Annotated in this window: 14 protein-coding genes and 1 riboswitch; of the genes, 5 read left to right on the top strand and 9 right to left on the bottom strand. The window is 73.1% G+C overall.

Features of this window, described 5'->3' with window-relative positions; genetic code table 11:
* Positions 1 to 990: an aldo/keto reductase gene (locus tag ASD16_RS11830; protein ID WP_055917170.1), complete on the bottom strand. Its 990-nt coding sequence runs from the start codon at positions 988 to 990 to the stop codon at positions 1 to 3.
* A 34-nt stretch (positions 991 to 1,024) separates the two neighbouring features.
* On the opposite strand from ASD16_RS11830, the gene ASD16_RS11825 reads away from it, so the two are divergent.
* The 3 genes from ASD16_RS11825 (at position 1,025) to rocD (ending at position 3,657) form a co-directional block, all read left to right on the top strand.
* On the top strand, positions 1,025 to 1,507 hold the full coding sequence (locus ASD16_RS11825; RefSeq protein ID WP_055917167.1) for an SRPBCC family protein: 483 nt from the start codon (positions 1,025 to 1,027) through the stop codon (positions 1,505 to 1,507).
* A 105-nt stretch (positions 1,508 to 1,612) separates the two neighbouring features.
* Positions 1,613 to 2,458 (top strand): dimethylargininase, encoded by an 846-nt coding sequence (ddaH, locus tag ASD16_RS11820; protein ID WP_055917164.1) that lies wholly within the window; start codon positions 1,613 to 1,615, stop codon positions 2,456 to 2,458.
* On the top strand, positions 2,455 to 3,657 hold the full coding sequence (gene rocD, locus ASD16_RS11815; protein WP_055917161.1) for an ornithine--oxo-acid transaminase: 1,203 nt from the start codon (positions 2,455 to 2,457) through the stop codon (positions 3,655 to 3,657). Before ddaH ends, rocD begins: the two co-directional genes overlap by 4 nt.
* A gap of 76 nt (positions 3,658 to 3,733) precedes the next feature.
* Here rocD and ASD16_RS11810 read toward each other — a convergent pair whose 3' ends face one another.
* Positions 3,734 to 4,897: a CAP domain-containing protein gene (locus ASD16_RS11810; protein WP_055917158.1), complete on the bottom strand. Its 1,164-nt coding sequence runs from the start codon at positions 4,895 to 4,897 to the stop codon at positions 3,734 to 3,736.
* A 193-nt stretch (positions 4,898 to 5,090) separates the two neighbouring features.
* Here ASD16_RS11810 and ASD16_RS11805 point away from each other — a divergent pair, with 193 nt between their 5' ends.
* Complete coding sequence (locus tag ASD16_RS11805) at positions 5,091 to 5,573, top strand: Lrp/AsnC family transcriptional regulator (RefSeq protein WP_055918354.1); 483 nt, start codon at positions 5,091 to 5,093, stop codon at positions 5,571 to 5,573.
* On the opposite strand, the gene ASD16_RS11800 is transcribed toward ASD16_RS11805, so the two are convergent.
* The 4 genes from ASD16_RS11800 to ASD16_RS11785 all read right to left on the bottom strand — a co-directional run bounded on the left by ASD16_RS11800 (position 5,574) and on the right by ASD16_RS11785 (position 9,367).
* Positions 5,574 to 6,512 (bottom strand): universal stress protein, encoded by a 939-nt coding sequence (locus tag ASD16_RS11800; RefSeq protein ID WP_055917155.1) that lies wholly within the window; start codon positions 6,510 to 6,512, stop codon positions 5,574 to 5,576.
* Positions 6,513 to 6,639: 127 nt separating this feature from the next.
* The gene (locus ASD16_RS11795) at positions 6,640 to 7,101 is read right to left on the bottom strand and encodes an HNH endonuclease (RefSeq protein ID WP_055918351.1); all 462 of its coding nucleotides are present in this window, start codon (positions 7,099 to 7,101) and stop codon (positions 6,640 to 6,642) included.
* Between the two features lie 293 nt (positions 7,102 to 7,394).
* Positions 7,395 to 8,168, bottom strand: a complete 774-nt coding sequence (locus ASD16_RS11790; protein WP_055917152.1) for a C40 family peptidase — start codon at positions 8,166 to 8,168, stop codon at positions 7,395 to 7,397.
* 2 nt (positions 8,169 to 8,170) lie between these two features.
* A riboswitch (cyclic di-AMP (ydaO/yuaA leader) is annotated at positions 8,171 to 8,336 on the bottom strand.
* 326 nt (positions 8,337 to 8,662) lie between these two features.
* Positions 8,663 to 9,367 (bottom strand): metal-dependent transcriptional regulator, encoded by a 705-nt coding sequence (locus ASD16_RS11785; protein ID WP_055917147.1) that lies wholly within the window; start codon positions 9,365 to 9,367, stop codon positions 8,663 to 8,665.
* A gap of 124 nt (positions 9,368 to 9,491) precedes the next feature.
* Here ASD16_RS11785 and serC point away from each other — a divergent pair, with 124 nt between their 5' ends.
* Entirely contained in the window at positions 9,492 to 10,625 is a 1,134-nt protein-coding gene (gene serC / locus ASD16_RS11780; protein WP_055917144.1) for a phosphoserine transaminase, read from the top strand.
* Positions 10,626 to 10,699: 74 nt separating this feature from the next.
* Here the strand turns inward: serC and ASD16_RS11775 are convergent, their stop codons facing one another.
* From ASD16_RS11775 to ASD16_RS11765, 3 genes are all read right to left on the bottom strand, one after another.
* Positions 10,700 to 11,395 (bottom strand): hypothetical protein, encoded by a 696-nt coding sequence (locus tag ASD16_RS11775; RefSeq protein ID WP_055917141.1) that lies wholly within the window; start codon positions 11,393 to 11,395, stop codon positions 10,700 to 10,702.
* A gap of 119 nt (positions 11,396 to 11,514) precedes the next feature.
* Positions 11,515 to 13,329, bottom strand: a complete 1,815-nt coding sequence (locus ASD16_RS11770; RefSeq protein WP_055918348.1) for a DUF4012 domain-containing protein — start codon at positions 13,327 to 13,329, stop codon at positions 11,515 to 11,517.
* Between the two features lie 86 nt (positions 13,330 to 13,415).
* Positions 13,416 to 16,403 carry an Ig-like domain repeat protein gene (locus ASD16_RS11765; protein ID WP_162250304.1) on the bottom strand — a complete coding sequence of 996 codons (2,988 nt, stop codon included), beginning with the start codon at positions 16,401 to 16,403 and terminating at the stop codon, positions 13,416 to 13,418.
* Between the last annotated feature and the right edge of the window lie 14 nt (positions 16,404 to 16,417).

The following is a 16,417-nucleotide window of genomic DNA, read 5'->3' as shown; positions in this document are numbered from 1 at the left end:
CTACCAGCGGGCGTGCACGTGCTGGCGGATCCGCCCGTCGTACACCCCGCGCAACCCGTCGAGCGTCTCCTCGTCGACGGGCGGCAGTGCGGCCGCCTGCGCGTTCGCGACGGCCTGGGCCGCGGAGCGTGCGCCGGGGATCACGACGGACACCCCGGGCTGGTCGATGATCCACCGCAGCGCGAGCTGGGCCGTCGTGGCACCCGCGGGCGTCAGGTCGGCGACCTCGCGCGCGGCGGCGACCCCGACCTCGAACGGCACCCCGGCGAACGTCTCGCCCACGTCGAACGCCTCGCCCGTGCGGTTGTAGGACCGGTGGTCGTCGGCGGCGAACTGCGTGTCCTCGTCGTACTTCCCGGACAGCAGCCCCGACGCCAGCGGTACGCGCGCGATGATCCCGACACCCTCGGCGGCCGCCAGCGGCAGCACCTGCTCCAGCGGCTTACGACGGAACACGTTGAGGACGATCTGCACGGTGGCGACGTGCGGCCGGATGATCGCCTCGAGCGCCTCGTCGACGGTCTCCACCGACACCCCGTACGCCGCGATGCGGCCCTCGTCGACGAGCACGTCGAGCGCGTCGTACGTGGACTCCCGGCGGAACACCTCGGACGGCGGGCAGTGCAGCTGCACCAGGTCCAGGGTGTCGACGTCGAGGTTCTCGCGTGAGCGGTCGGTCCAGGCGCGGAACCAGGACAGCGTGTACGCGTCGGCGACGTGCGGGTCCGCGCGGCGGCCCATCTTCGTCGCGACGGTCACACCGTGGTTCGGTCCGCGGGCGGCCAGGAACGAGCCGATGAGCTTCTCGGAGCGGCCGTCGCCGTACACGTCGGCGGTGTCGAGGAACGTCACGCCGGAGTCGACCGCGGCCCCGAGCACCTCCAGCGCCGCCTCGTCGGACACCGACCCCCAGTCCGCGCCGAGCTGCCAGCACCCCAGCCCCACGACCCCGACCGACCTACCCGTTCGCCCCAGCAGCCTGCTCTCCATGGACAGGCACGCTACCCGCGCGGACGATGGGCGCGTGACGAGCATCCCGATCGACGCCGTGGTCCGGTCCTTCCCGGTCGATGCAACGACCGCGTGGGCGCTGGTCGCCGACCTGCGCAACCACGAGCGCTGGATCCCGCTGACCCGGGTGTCGCTCGACGGGCCGGCGCGCGCGGGTGCCACGGTGACCGCGGTGTCGGGGCCGTTCGCGCGGCGCGGGTTCCCCGGGCTCGCCGACGTGATGACGGTGGACCGCTACGACCCGCCCGTCGGCTGGGAGCCCGGCATCGCGACGTTCACCAAGATCGGGCACGTGCTCAAGGGGCACGCGACCATCGTCGTCGTCCCCGCCGGGCCGTCCTCCAGCCGGGTCTTCTGGAGCGAGGACGTCTATCTGGCAGGGCCGCTCCCCCGCCGACTCACCGGCGCGCTGGTCTCCCCGTTCCTCGGCGTCATGGTGCGATACGCGCTTCTGAAAGCCCGGCGGGAGGCTCGCGCAACAGATCGCCGCGGTTAGCGTCAGCCACGCAATGGATCGCGCCCGAGCGCGCAATGCGAGTTGAACGGTCCGGGCCGTACCGGCTCGTAGCCTTGGGGGAACGACACGCCACGAGGAGCCTTCATGACCCCGACCGCCCCCGGACGTACCGATCGCCGCTACCTCATGTGCGAACCGGTCCACTACACGGTGTCCTACGAGATCAACCCGTGGATGGACAAGACGAAGTACACCGACGCCGACCTGGCCGTCCGCCAGTGGCGCACGCTGCGCGACGTGTACCTCGACCTCGGCCACACCGTCGAGACGATCGACCCGATCCCCGGCCTGCCGGACATGGTCTACGCCGCCAACGGCGCGACCGTCCTGGACGGCGTCGTCTACTCCGCGAAGTTCCGCTACGCCGAGCGCCAGCCGGAGGGCCCCGCGTACCAGAAGTGGTTCGCCGACCGCGGCTACGTCACGCACACCGCCGGTGAGACCAACGAGGGCGAGGGCGACCTGCTCGTCGTCGGCGACCTGGTCCTGGCCGGCACGGGCTTCCGCACCGACCGCGCCGCGCACGCCGAGCTCCAGGAGCTGTTCGGTCGCCCGGTCATCTCGCTCGACCTGGTCAGCCCGCACTACTACCACCTCGACACCGCGCTCGCCGTGCTGTCGAGCGACCCTGCCGACCCGCAGATCGCGTACTACCCGCCGGCGTTCTCGGCCGGCTCGCGCGCGGTCCTGCGCCAGCTGTTCCCCGACGCGGTCGAGGCCACGGAGCGCGACGCGGTCGCCCTCGGCCTCAACGCGGTCTCCGACGGCCTGAACGTCGTCGTCGCCCCCGGTGCTGTCGACCTGGCCGCAGCGATCGCCGAGCGCGGCTACAACCCCATCCCGGTGGACACCAGCGAGCTGCTCAAGGGCGGCGGCGGCGCCAAGTGCTGCACGCTCGAGATCCGCCCCGCGGCCGGTTCAGGACGATGACGCTCACCGGGGTGGAGGCCTCCGTCCTCGCTCCCAACTACCACCCGCTGCCGGTCACGCTGGTCGAGGGGCTCGGCTCCTGGGTCACCGACGACGAGGGCCGCCGCTACCTGGACCTGCTGTCCGGGTACTCCGCTCTCAACTTCGGACACCGGCACCCGGTGCTGACGGCAGCCGCGCACGCGCAGATCGACAAGCTCACGCTCACGTCCCGCGCGTTCGACCACGAGCTGCTCGAGCCGTTCGCGGCCCGCCTGGCAGCCCTCATCGGCCCGCTCGTCGCCGGTCCGCCCATGGTGCTGCCGATGAACACGGGCGCCGAGGCAGTCGAGACCGCCATCAAGGCCGCGCGCAAGTGGGGCTACGACGTCAAGGGCGTGCCCGCCGACCGCGCGACGATCATCGTGGTCGACGGCAACTTCCACGGCCGCACGACGACGATCGTGTCGTTCTCCACCGACCCCGACGCGCGCCGCGGCTTCGGCCCGTACACGCCCGGGTTCCGCGTGGTCCCGTACGGCTCCGTCGACGCCGTGCGGGATGCCGTCGACGAGACCACCGTGGCCGTCCTGGTCGAGCCCATCCAGGGCGAGCAGGGCGTCGTCATCCCGCCCGACGACTACCTCCCCGGCCTGCGTGCCCTCTGCACCGCGCAGGACGTCCTGCTGATCGCCGACGAGATCCAGTCCGGCCTCGGCCGGACCGGCACCACGCTCGCGTCCGAGCTGTGGGGCGTGAAGCCCGACCTGGTCACCCTGGGCAAGGCCCTCGGCGGCGGGGTCATGCCCGTGTCCGCGGTCGTCGGTCGTGCCGACGTCCTCGGGGTCCTCACCGCGGGCACCCACGGCTCCACGTTCGGCGGCAACCCGCTGGCGTGCGCGGTGGGCCTCGCGGTCATCGGCCTCCTGGAGACCGGGGAGCTGCAGGCACGTGCCACGACCCTCGGCCTGCACTGGGGCGCCCGCCTCGACACGCTCGTCGACGAGGGCCTGCTCGCCTCGTCCCGCCGCGTGGGCCTGTGGGCCGGCCTGGACGTCACGCCGCCGGTGACCGGCCGCCAGCTCTGCGAGCGCCTCCTGGCCCGCGGCGTGCTGGCCAAGGACACCCACGGCAGCACCATCCGCCTGGCCCCCCCGCTCACGATCACCCTCGAGGACCTCGACCTGGCGACCGACCGCCTCACCGACGCCCTCCGCTGACGTCCGCGGGATTCACGCCGGAACGTCCGAGCATGTGGTCGGCAGGGCGACCACATGCTCGGACGTTGCTTGGGTGCTAGCTGAACCTCACTGCGCCGAAGAGCCAGCCGTTCAGGCTCGCGCCGCCGACCGCCATGCTGGACACGTCGGTGCGGCGCATCTGGGCGTCGTGCCCGGCGGACCGGGACCAGGCGGAGACCATCGAGGACGCCGAGCCGTTGCTCACGCAGGCCACGATGTTGTCGCCGCCGGAGTGCCAGATGCCGCCGGCGTTGGCCATGTCGATCGCGTGCGACACGAGGCTGCCGCTGCGCGACACCGACAGCGTCGGGAGCCCGAGCGACGCCCGGTAGTCGTTGATCGCGGACCCGATCGCCGAGACGCTCGACTCGCCCGCACCGGACCCGCCGGAGCCACTGCAGACCTTCCCGCCGGACGGGATGCCGCTGGGGGCGGGTGCGACGGGCGCGGAACCCGACGAGGTGGTCGTCGGAGCGGTCGACCGGGTGGTGGACCGCGCCGGGGACCTCGTGGACGAACGTGCGGCTGCGGCAGCCTCCGCGGCCGCTGCGGCGGCAGCCTGCTCGGCGGCGACGCGCGCTGCCTCGGCCACCTGCCACGCGACCTGCGCGTCGGTGGCGGCCTTCTCGGGTGCGGCGACCCCGGCGACGAGCGAGCGGAGTGCCCGCTGGCTGACGTTCGGGGCGACCAGCGCTGCACCGACGGCACCGGACGCGCCGGCGAGGGCCGTCCGGGGTCCGTCGCCAGCGTTCGGGACGACCGCGAGGACGGCGTTCGCGTGGTCGACGGTGCCCTGCGCGGTGGCGGCCAGGGCTGCGCGGCTGTTCTCGTAGGCGGCCTGCGCGACGACGGCGTCGGTGCTGCGCTGCGCCGCGACGTCGCCGGCGGCGGCCAGCAGGTGCTGGTCCACGCGCATCCCGGCGGCGAGCGCCTCGGCCTCGGCCTCCTGGGCCCGCTGCTCGGCGGCGTAGACGCTACCGCCCGCGGCGACGGCGAGGACGACGGCGGCGGCGAGCCCGACCCAGACGGCCCGCCGGACCCCGACCGACCGCGGTGCGGAGGGAACCGGCTGTGGCTCGACGAGGGGCGAGGGTGCGGCGTGTGGCTGTGGGACGTCGAGGACGGTCGGTGGGTCCGCGATCACGGGAGTCGGTGCACTGACCACCGACGGCCGCTGGCTCGGGACCACGTCGAGCCGCTTGTCGGTCTCCTTGACCATGTCGCCTACCCCTCGTCAGACCCCAGCACACTGGGGCTCCCCCTGATCTCGGCATGTGCGGCGTCCGCCTTGAGGCAAGATGCCGCATTTGTTGAATCACCCGTTCGGCGTATTGCGAGCACGCTCCCATCGATTCCGCCACCGCACCAATCGAGAGCGAGTCGACGGTTCAGGTGCGACGCGGTCCGCGATGATGAGGGACGTGACCGACGACTCCGGGCTCGACGCCCTCGACACCGCCATCCTTCGCGTCCTCGCGCTCGATGCCCGGGCGACGTTTGCGCAGGTCGGAGAGCAGGTCTCGCTCTCGGCGCCGGCCGTGAAGCGGCGCGTGGACAGGCTGCGTGAGCGAGGCGTCATCCGCGGGTTCACGGTGCGGTTGGACCCCGCCGCGATGGGGTGGCAGACGGAGGCCTTCGTCGAGCTGTTCTGCCAGGGCTCCACCAGCCCGGCCACGATGCGCGCGGCCGTCGAGCACTACCCCGAGGTGGTGGCGGCGAGCACCGTGACCGGGGACGTCGACCTCATGGTGCAGGTGCGCGCGCGGGACATGCGGCACCTGGAGCGGGTGGTCGAGAGGCTCGCCGCGGAACCGTTCGTCGCCCGGACGCGCTCCACCGTCGTGCTCTCGGCCCTGGTCCGCCGCCCGGACGTCCCCCCGGCACCCGAGGGCTGACTACCCGACCGCGGCCTCGGCGGTGGCGCACCGGTTGGTGACGACCATGACGGGGCAGTCGGAGTGGTGCAGGACGGCCTGGCTGGTGGATCCCAGCAGCAGCCCGGCGAACCCGCCGCGGCCGCGGGAGCCGACGACGATCAGGTCGGTGGCGACGGAGAACTCCGTGAGCAGCTCCGCACCCGTGCCGTCGAGCGCGATGCGGCGCACGGTCAGGTCCGTGACATCGGCGAGCGCACGGTCGACGACCACGTTCAGGCCCTCGGTGACGTCGCGCAGCACCTGCTCGTGGTCGACGGCCGCCGGCAGCCAGGCGAGGATCCCGGACATCGACCCCACCGGCACGCCCGCGACAGCGGTCAGTGACGCACCCCAGGCTCGCGCCTCGCCGATGGCGTACCGCAGCGCGTGCTCGGCCTGGGGGGATCCGTCGACGCCCACGACGATCCGCTGCACGGGCCGCGGAGCCGGGATGGGCGCGTCGTCGGGCAGCGCCTTGCCGGCCTCCCGCAGCGGGACGACGACGGTGGGGCAGTACGCGTGCGCGGGCAGGGCCGACGACACGGTGCCCAGCAGCCGGTCCGCGAACCCGCCACGACCGCGCGTCCCGACGACCGCCAGCCGGACCGTGTGCGACATCTCGACGAGGACTCCCGCGGCGTCGCCGGTGAGCACCTTGGCCGAGACAGGGACCCCCATCGACGACACCCGCTGTGTCGCCTCGGCGAGCACCGCCTTGGCGCCCTCCTGGATCGCGGTGTCGTCCAGCGCCGCGTACCCGCCGTCGAGCGAGGCGGCCGTGAACGACGGGAGCGAGTAGCTGCAGACCAGCCGGACCGCCCAGCCGTGGGTGCGGGCCTGCGCCGCCGCCCAGTCGAGCGCGTGCAGGCTTGCCGCCGAGCCGTCCACCCCGACGAGGACCACATCGTCACGCGTCATCCGAGCCTCCGTGCTCAAGCCGAGCCCGCCGTGCGCTCGTTCCAGTGTCCTCCCACCGGTGACGCTGCGCACCCATGAGTAGCCGGAATGATGCCATACGTTGGTGGATCCTTGACGAAGACGAGAGTCAGGCCACGACGTACGCCGACCACAACGGCTCGGAGCGCACCGACGTGGTCCCGAACGCCACCGACCACCGCGGCGCCCGCGGGACGAACGGCAGCTCCCAGCCGATCTCGTGCAGCAGCCGGTCGGCCTTGCGGTGGTTGCACCGGACGCAGGCCGCGACGACGTTCGTCCACTCGTGCCGCCCGCCGCGTGAGCGCGGGTGCACGTGGTCGACGGTGTCCGCCCCGCCGCCGCAGTACGCGCACCGGTGGTCGTCCCGCTGCAGCACCGTGCGCCGCGTGGGGGGCACGGGACGGCGTACCGGGACGTGGACGTAGCGGGTCAGGCAGAGGACGACCGGCAGAGGCACGGCCACGTGCTCGGAGTGCAGCACGCGGCCGTCGGTCTCGAGCACGGTCGCCTTGCCGGTCATCACCAGCACCACGGCACGCCGCAGGCTCACGATGCACAGCGGCTCCATGCTGGCGTTGAGCAGCAGGGTGCGTGCTCCGGACGCGATCAGCCCTGGTGAGCCGACCTCGGACACTGCCCCACCGACGGCCTCGGTGGACAGCTTCGACGCATTCATGAGCACGGCGTTCTCCCGACCTCGGGGGTCGGACCGGCTGGCTGCCGGCCCGGCGAAGCGAAGCAACTCACGTGGTGCACGGCCAGAGTACGCGCCGCCCCTCGCGGAGGGCCGCACCCGGTGCCGGAATGCGACGAGGCCCCGACGACCGGTGTCGTCGGGGCCTCGTCGGCGGAGGGCTGGGGTCAGCCGATCCGGATGAAGACGGGCGAGCTCTGCCAGATGGCGCGGAACTGGATCGTCGTGCCCGGGCGGGGCGAGTCGATCTGCTCGTTGCCACCCGCGTAGATCGAGATGTGGCCGGGGCTCCAGATGAGGTCGCCAGGCTGGGCGTCCGCCCGGGAGACGATGGTGCCCGCGGCCTTCTGGCCCGACGAGGTGCGCGGCAGGGTGATGCCGAGCTGCGCGTAGACGTAGCTGGTGAAGCCCGAGCAGTCGAAGCCGTCCGGGGTGGTCCCACCGCTGAGGTACGGGGTGCCCACGTAGCGGGCGGCGATCTCGAGGACCGCGTTGCCGGAGACCGACTGCGGGATCGCGTTGTTCGTCTCCGCGGGGGCCGTCGTCGCCGCGGTCGCGGCGCGGGTGGTGCTGCGCGACGCGGCGGGAGCCGCACGGACCGGCGGCGGGGGCGGGGGCGTCTCGGCCGTGACGACGGGGGCGTCGAACGTCCACGCGGCCTCGACCGGAGCGGTCACCACCGGCGAGGTGTTCAGGACCGCGCGTGCCGACGCGGTCAGAGCGGCAGTGTCGACGGCGGGCAGGGCGCCCGCCTCACCCCCGGTGGCTGCGCTGGCGGACGAGCCGAGCATCGAGACGACGAGTCCCGACGCACCGACGACGACAGCAGTACGGCGTCCGACGGTTCCCATCTGGTCCGAGGCAGCCGAAGCGAACTCGGTCAGTGGCGTCGAAGGACGGCGCGCCGCACGATGGCGGGCGCGAGTGGTGCTCACGGTCACGCGTTGCCTCTCCTGATGCCTACGAGGTCAGCTGTCGGGTTCGGGTGGGAGAACACCCGGCCGTGTCCCCGATCGAGATCGGATCTCCGGCTTCACCCCAAGGACACCGAACTTCCGGTGCCCGCAATTGGGTCCCCCGCCCCTGCCGGCGGTCAGTGCGGACCTCGTGGCGGCGGCAGGGTTAGGCGTTCCGCTCGAGGGCTTTCCTGGAGGAGGGTTCCGGGTAAGCAGGTCGAACGTACAGGACCCTCACCGCGATTGTCACGTTCTGGTCACGAGAGATTTGCTTCTTGTTGGACGGTCGACCTGCACCGCGTCGCGGATCGCCGAGGTGACCTGCAAAGACGCCGATCAGGGGCGTGGGAGCGCGCACACGATGCCCTCGACAGGGCTGCCCGAAAGGTCACGGCCGTGCCGTACAGGGGGCTCCCAGGGGGTGCACAGACGCAGTGTGACGGGGGTCACAGCGGGTTCGGTGCGGGCGCCGGACGGGCTCAGCGCGTCCCGACGAAGATGTGCCGCGCGACGTCCTCAGGCAGGTCCAGGACCGTCTCCGAGCCCGGCCGGGACACCGTCACGGTGCCGTCGGTGCGCTCGATCACGATCTCCTGGTGCGGCAGCACGCCCGCCTCCGCCAGCCTCGTCAGCAGCTCGACGTCCACCTGCAGGGGCTCCGCGATCCGCGCGACCACGGCACGCTCGGAGCCGTCGGACCCCACCCCGCCGCGGTAGCTCACGAGGGACGTGACCCCGTCGAGGAACGTCTCCCGCGTGGTCTCCTCGCCGATCTCCCCCAGCCCCGGGATCGGGTTGCCGTAGGGGTCGAAGTGGGGGTGGTCGAGCAGCGCCGCGAGCCGCTTCTCCACGCGCTCGCTCATGACGTGCTCCCAGCGGCAGGCCTCCTCGTGCACGTACGGCCACTCCAGGCCGATGACGTCGGTGAGGAGGCGCTCGGCGAGGCGGTGCTTGCGCATGACGCGCACGGCCTTGCCCTCGCCCACCGCAGTCAGCTCGAGGTGGCGGTCGCCGGTGACGACGACGAGGCCGTCGCGCTCCATGCGGGCGACCGTCTGGGAGACGGTGGGGCCCGAGTGGCCGAGCCGCTCGGCGATGCGGGCGCGCAGCGGGGTGATGCCTTCCTCGGTGAGCTCGTAGATCGTCTTGAGGTACATCTCCGTCGTGTCGATCAGGTCGCTCACTGCTCAGGCCTCCCGCGTCGCGTCATCGTCGCGCAGCATCCGCTCAGGGAGCGGGCCGCCGCGCTGTGCACAGGTTAGTTGGTCGGGCCGACGGTCGGGGGCCGGCACCGCCTATCCTCGCCTCGTGCCCGCTGCTCACGAGATCACGATCCCCGCGCACCTGCTGCCTGCGGACGGCCGCTTCGGCTCTGGTCCCTCCAAGATCCGGCAGGCCCAGGTCGACGCCCTGGCCGGCCCGGCGTCCGCCCTGCTCGGGACGTCCCACCGCCAGGCGCCGGTGCGGGCTCTGGTCGGTCGCGTGCGGGCGGGCCTCGCCGCGCTGCTCGACCTGCCCGACGGGTACGAGGTCGTGCTGGGCAACGGCGGCTCCACCCTCTTCTGGGACGTGGCCACCCTCTGCCTGATCGAGGACCGGGCGGCCTTCGGGACCTTCGGCGAGTTCGGCGCCAAGTTCGCGGCCGCCGCGGGGCGCGCGCCGTTCGTCGGCGAACCCGTCGTGACCTCCGCCGCCCCCGGTGGCGTGGCGGTGCCGGGCTTCGCGGACGGCGTCGACACCTACGCCTGGCCCCACAACGAGACGTCGACCGGCGTCGTCGCGCCCGTGCGGCGGGTCGCCGGGTCACGCGCGCAGGGCGCGCTGGTGCTCGTCGACGGCACGTCGGGCGCGGGCGGTCTCGCGGTCGACGTCGCGCAGACCGACGTGTACTACTTCGCGCCGCAGAAGTCCTTCGCGTCCGACGGTGGCCTCTGGCTCGCCGCGGCCTCCCCCGCCGCGATCGAGCGGGCTGCCCGGATCGAGTCGAGCGGCCGCTGGGTCCCGGAGTCCTTGTCGTTCACCACCGCGGTGACCAACTCGCGGCTGGACCAGACGCTGAACACCCCGGCCATCGCGACCCTCGTCCTGCTCGCGGAGCAGCTCGACTGGATCCTCGGCAACGGCGGCCTGGCGTGGGCGGCGCAGCGCACCGCGACCTCCGCGGGCCACCTGTACGGCTGGGCCGAGTCCCGGGACTGGGCGACGCCGTTCGTCGCGGACCCGGCGCTGCGCTCCGACGTCGTCGGGACGATCGACCTCGACGCCGAGATCGAGGCGGCCACGGTCGCCCGGGTCCTGCGCGCCCACGGGGTCGTGGACGTGGAGCCCTACCGCAAGCTGGGCCGCAACCAGCTGCGGGTCGCCATGTACCCGGCGGTCGAGCCGGACGACGTGCTCGCGCTCACCGCCTGCGTCGACCACGTGGTGGCGCAGCTCGTCTGACGCTCCAGGCCCAGACAGACGCCCGCCCCCCGTGGTCAGCACGGGGGGCGGGCGTCTGTCGTCGGAGCGGTCGCTCAGGAGGTCGCGCGTCGACGGCGGGCGATCGCCACCAGTGCGACGGCCAGAGCGCCGATGACGACGAGTCCGGCGCCGAGAGCGGCGAGCGGGCCGGCGTCAGAGCCGGTGGCGGACAGCACGGCGGTCGTCGTGTTCGAGGCGAGGACCTCCTCGCCGGGCGGGTTCGTGTTGCAGCTCGGGCTCGACGGCGGGTAGCCCACCGAGACGGTCGCCTCCGGGTTGACCTGGAAGAGGACGTTCACGCTGGGGCGGACCCAGTCGAACTCGTCGCCCTCGACCCAGGAGCCGTCAGACTTCTGCGTCCAGCCCGGCCAGTCGATGCCGCGGCCGCTGGAGTCCTGGACGGCGCCCGGCCAGTTGACCGTGCCCTCGAGCGGGAGGTCGGCGTACACGACGTCCGGGCCGCTCGGGTTGATCCAGGTGATGGTCACCTTGGTGTTCGGCGTGCCGGTGGCGACGACCTTGTACCTGAGCTTCGGCACCTCGTTGTCGCACACGGGCGCGAGGACCTGCACGTCGAGCTGGCACACGCGCTTGACGCCGTACGAGTCCGTCGGGTTGACGCACGCGTCGTTCAGCTCGACGGTCGGGCTCGGGGACGGTGCAACGGCTGCGTGAGCCGGCATCGTGCCACCAAGGCCCACGAGGACCGCGAAGATCGCGACGAGCGCGCCGCGGATGAGTCTGGCCATGATGGGATCGCCCCCGTCTAGGAATCGGACATTTCGGTTTCATTGTGTCCGCTAGAAGGGCCCGACCGGTGCGAATTATCGGGTGATTTCGTCCGAAACGTCCGTTTCACCCGTTCGCCTCAGCAGGATGCGGTGACGAACCCCGGGCTGGTCAGCGTGGGGGTCGTCCACACGGACATCACCCCGTCCCGGACCGGGACCGTGACGCGGTAGGTCTCCGACGCGCCCGGGCTGAGGGTCGAGGTGACCACCTGCACGCCGCGACCCGCCACGGTCGCGCTGGTGCCGGAGACGTACCCGTCGTCCAGGCCCAGCGCCTGCAGGGACGCCCCCACCGGGGCGTAGACGGTGACGTTGGTGGACAGGGTGCCCACCGGCAGACCCGTCGGCGCGGTACCCGTGACGTACAGGGGCAGGGCGGCGACGTCCTCGGGCGGGTCGTAGTCGAGGTCGAGGCGGACCGTCGCCGTCGGCTCGACGCCGCTGCACTGCAGGTCCTCGACCGTCACCTTCGTCGTCAGGTAGTAGCCGAGCTTGCCGGCCGTGCCGTCGTTGAGGAACACGCCCGCGGCGTCGGGGAAGTCACCCGTGAGGAACGCCGCGCCGATCGTCGTCGCCGCCAGCGTCGACTGCTCGTCGGCGTGCGCCGACCAGAGCCGGATCCGTCCCTCGCTCCCGGCGCGGGCCAGCGCGGTCACCAGACCCTGCTGGTCGCCCTGCCCGGCACCCACCGCGCGGAAGATGGCGACCGCCACCCCCGCGTAGAACGCGTCCGCGGTCGCCGGCTCGGCGATGTCGCGGTATGCGTCGCGCAGCAGGACCTGGAGCACGTCGGCGGCGGTGATCGTGCTGCCGCCCGGCTCCGTCACGGGTCCGGTGGCCTCCAGCACGTAGCGGGCGCCCACCGGGTCGGCGGCGATCACGCCGTCCACCGTCTGCCCCATGTCCTGCGCCCAGCGCGCGGCGAGCAGCTGTGCGCTGCGCGGGAAGTCGGGGGTGATCACCGCGTCCTGCACCCAGCGGCCCAGCTTGTCCGTGTCGACCGTCAGCTCCTCGTCGGTGAGCGGCAGGATCGGGGCGTCGATGCCCTTCAGGTCGATGGTCGAGCGCTGGTCGGTCAGCGACAGCGCGCCGTCCTCGGCGTGCAGCACCGCGAACGCGCCGACGATGCCGCCCGCGCTGCGCAGCTCCGCGGAGTTCAGCGAGACCAGCAGGTAGGTGCGGGGCCCGTCGGCGCCCAGCATCGGCGGCAGCAGCGTGGCCACCTGGGCGCCCGCGTCGAGCGCACCCGCGACCTGGCTCATCCCGTCCTGCAGCTGCTCGACGGGACCGACCAGCTGCGGGACCAGCGCGCCGGTGTCGATCGCGACCACCGCCGCCTGCGCCCGGTGCGCACCCTCGGCTGCCGAGACGATGTCCGGGGCCGCCGCGAGCAACGGCCCGAGGTCGATGCGGCCGTCGGCACCCGGCGCCTGCCGCGACGCGAGCACGTCGTCGACCTGCTGGAGCGCCGGCAGCGCGTCGCGCACGACGTCGTCGAGGGAGACCGTGACCACGCGGACCGCCTCGAAGTTGGCGCCGGCCCACGGCAGGTGCTCCGCGAGGCGCCAGACCGGGTCCGCGGTCGCGGTGCGCGCGGTCGCCAGGTCCGCCCGGAGCTCCGGGAGGCGCGCCTCGAGCTGGTCGGTGTCACCGCCGGCGACGTCCGACTGGAGCTCGGTCACCACGTCCTTGGCGGACAGCAGCGAGGTGCCCGCCTGGTAAGCGCGGACCGCCAGCCACCCCGCGGCGACGAGCAGGAGGACCAGGACGCCCAGCAGGGCGAACGCGACGCGACGCGCAGTCACGCGGCGTGACGGCAGAGCAGCGGGTTCCGGCTCGTCGACGGCAGCGCTCGCCTCGGGCGCGCGCGGCTCGTCGACGGGAGCAGTCACCACCCGAGCGTGACATCCCGGACAACCCGGACGGGACGACAACGGCGCAATTCACCCGGGCATCCACCCGGTCAGCCGTGCCGCGGTCAGCCGGCCGGGACGTACCCCACGACATCGACGGCGAGGTGCACCGACCCCCCGGGGGCCATGCTGGAGTAGAGGTTCACGATGCCGCTCTCCGGCAGGGCCACCACCACGAGGTTCGGGATGTCGCGTCCCGGCACGTAGTTGATGCTCGACACGTCCGGCGGGATGGTCGACGCGCCCGTGCTCGGGTAGATCCGCAGGTGGCCGACCGCGGAGGGGCCGATCGCCACCACGTTGAGCACCACGGAGGTCGCGTCGGCGGGGATCCCGCCCGAGCCCGCGAGGCGGACCTGATAGGCGGTCTGGGCTGCCAGAGCACCCGGGATCGGGCCGAGGTGCCCGCTGCCCGACCGTGAGTCCAGCACGCGCTTCGGAGGCATCGCGGTGTACGTGCTGCCCCCGACGACGTAGCCCGTGACGTCCAGGACCACCTCGACCGGGAGGCTGGTGTCGGAGTAGAAGGAGATCTTCCCCGACGCCGGCAGGCTGACGATCGTCGCCGTCGCCTTGTCCTTGCCGGGGGCGTAGTTGACCACCGACGTGTTGGGCACGTCCGGGCCCGCCGGGTAGATGCGCAGGTGTCCAGGCATGGTCACGTTGGTCACCACGGCGCTGAGGATCACCGCGCTGGCGTCCGCGGGCACCCCCGCCACGCCGCGCACCTGCACGGTCTGGACCGTGCGAGGCGCCACCGGTCCGGTGACGCTCCCGACGTGGGAGGAACCCGATCGGGTGTCGACCAGTCGCTGCGAGGCCTGCGTCACGATCCCGGAGCCCGGCATCGTGAAGCCCGTGACGTCGAGCACCACGCCGACGGTGCTGCTGCCACCCCGGGAGACGTAGCAGACCTTCCCGTTGGCCGGCAGCTCCACGAACGCCGCGTTCGCGACGTCCGCACCGGGCTCGAAGTTCACCGTCGAGCCGACCGGCGCCGGGGTCGCCCCGGTGCCGTCGGAGTCCGGGTACACGAGCACGTGGCCAGGAGCGGCCGGGGTCACCGTCGTCACGTTGAGCACGACGCCGGTCGCGCCCATCGGGACGCCGTTCGTCCCGGTGATCTGCAGGCAGATCGGGGCGTTCGGGACGACGTCCCGTCGGAACTCCGCGCGCTGCGGCGTCTGCGACACCAGACCGTCCGAGACGTCGACGTAGAGGAACGACGGGCTCGTCGTGGAGGTCCCCCCCGGCGTGGTCACACGGACTTGGGCCGTACCGGCGGCACGGGCGGGCGCGACGACGGTCACCCGGGTGGACGAGACCACCTGCAGCCCCGTGCCGGGCGTGCCGCCGAACGTGACCACCGTGGCGTCGGAGAGGCCGGTACCCGTGACCGCCACCCGCACGCCGCCGTCCGTGGTCAGGACCGCGGGCCAGACAGCCGAGACGATCGGCGGCGGCGGGACGGCGACGACCGAGACCGACGCGGTGCTCGACCTGTAGGTCCCGTCGCCGGCGAAGGTGGCGGTGACCGAGTGGCTGCCGGTCGTGAGGCTGGACGACGAGTACGTCGCGACCCCACCGACCGTCGACTTCTCGACCGCCGTCCCGCCGTCGACGCTGAACCGCACCGGACCCGTCGGCGGCCCTGCGGCCGCGGTGACGGTCGCCGTGAACGTCACCGGCTTGCCGACCGCCACCGTGGCGGCCGACGTGACCAGCGTGAGCGTCGTCGGCTCGATCGTGTAGGTGAGGCTCGTGGCGGCGCTGGGCCCGCCCGTCCGCGTGGTCACGACGACGGGGGCCGCACCCGCGGCGTGCGCGGGGACGGTCGCGCGCAGGGACGTGGCCGAGTCGACGACGACGTTCTGCGCCGCGAGGCCGTCGACGGAGACGGCAGCCGTCGAGTCGAAGCCCGTGCCGGTCAGCGTCACGCGCGTGCCGCCCGCAGCGCTGACCGTCGACGGGGAGGCGGCGGTGACGGTGGGCGCCGGACCCGCGTCGACGGGCTCACCGGGCTGGAAGTCGAGGTAGCCCGACGCGGCGGCATAGGTCGCGCTGCCGTCGTACGAGGCGGTCAGCTCCACGTAGTCGATGCCGGCGTCGGGCGTGAACGTGACGGTCGCGCGCCCCTGGGCGTCCAGCGCCGCGTCGCCGACGAACCCGTTCGCGGCGAGGTCGATCGTGCCCGTCGGCGTGCCGGCCGCGCCGGACGCCTGGACGGTCACGGTCACCGGGCGGCCGAAGGTCGGCTGCGCCGGTGAGAGGGTCATGGCGAGCGCGGCGGGTGCCGTGCCACGCGGCGGGAGCTTGATGTCGATGCCCGTCAGAGAGCCGCCGGCGGTCGTCACCACCTGCGTGGCCTGCGAGCGCCGCGGTGTGCCGGTGGCGCCCGCGTAGAAGGTGCCGATGCCCGAGTAGTCGGAACCCCACTCCTGGTTGAGCGTCGAGCCGGCCCACACCGTGACCTTGCCGGAGCGCACCCCGACGGCGCGGTACTTGCCGTAGGCGTCCGTGGTAGCGGGGAAGCTGTAACCGCCCGGACCGACGAGGTCGACCCACACGTCCGCGTACGGCACCGGGGTCCCGTCGAGCCGTCGGATCGTCCCGGCCACCGTCGCGCCTCGCTGCAGACGGGTGTCCGGCGCCACCTGGGTGGGGGCCGTGGTGACGGTGAGCCGCGCCGGGACCTCCGGGGTGCCACCGTCCGGGTAGTAGCCGGACATGAGACCGGTGTCGGGCCGCGCGCCCACGAGCAGCGCATAAGAGCCCGGGACCAGGTTGCGCAGGGCGTAGGCGCCGTCGGCGCCCGTGACCACCGCGGGCAGGCTGCCGACGCCGTCGAGCTGCGGCGTGACGCTGGCGCCCTGCACGGCAGCCCCGTCGGGACCGATGACCCGGCCCGTGACCGTCACACCGGTGGCCGGCACCTCGGCGTACGCACCCACGACCGGGACGGCGACGACGAGCGCCGCCAGACCGGTGGCGACCAGCAGCCGCCGCACCCGGGCACTGCGTCGACGGTCCAGCACGGTGCCGTTGCGCCGCATGTCCACTCCCCCTG

Origin of the sequence: Cellulomonas sp. Root485, assembly GCF_001426705.1 — a bacterium.
Classification (GTDB): domain Bacteria; phylum Actinomycetota; class Actinomycetes; order Actinomycetales; family Cellulomonadaceae; genus Cellulomonas.
This window is presented reverse-complemented; position numbering and strand designations above follow the sequence as displayed.

Bases quoted from the DNA above. Each gene is read 5' to 3' on its own strand.
- ASD16_RS11775 (WP_055917141.1), bottom strand. From the start codon at position 11,395: ATGGCCAGACTCATCCGCGGCGCGCTCGTCGCGATCTTCGCGGTCCTC.
- ASD16_RS11800 (WP_055917155.1), bottom strand. From the start codon at position 6,512: ATGACGCGTGACGATGTGGTCCTCGTCGGGGTGGACGGCTCGGCGGCA.
- ASD16_RS11805 (WP_055918354.1), top strand. From the start codon at position 5,091: ATGAGGGACGTGACCGACGACTCCGGGCTCGACGCCCTCGACACCGCC.
- ddaH (WP_055917164.1), top strand. From the start codon at position 1,613: ATGACCCCGACCGCCCCCGGACGTACCGATCGCCGCTACCTCATGTGC.
- ASD16_RS11765 (WP_162250304.1), bottom strand. From the start codon at position 16,403: ATGCGGCGCAACGGCACCGTGCTGGACCGTCGACGCAGTGCCCGGGTG.
- ASD16_RS11795 (WP_055918351.1), bottom strand. From the start codon at position 7,101: ATGGAGCCGCTGTGCATCGTGAGCCTGCGGCGTGCCGTGGTGCTGGTG.
- ASD16_RS11810 (WP_055917158.1), bottom strand. From the start codon at position 4,897: ATGGTCAAGGAGACCGACAAGCGGCTCGACGTGGTCCCGAGCCAGCGG.
- ASD16_RS11830 (WP_055917170.1), bottom strand. From the start codon at position 990: ATGGAGAGCAGGCTGCTGGGGCGAACGGGTAGGTCGGTCGGGGTCGTG.
- rocD (WP_055917161.1), top strand. From the start codon at position 2,455: ATGACGCTCACCGGGGTGGAGGCCTCCGTCCTCGCTCCCAACTACCAC.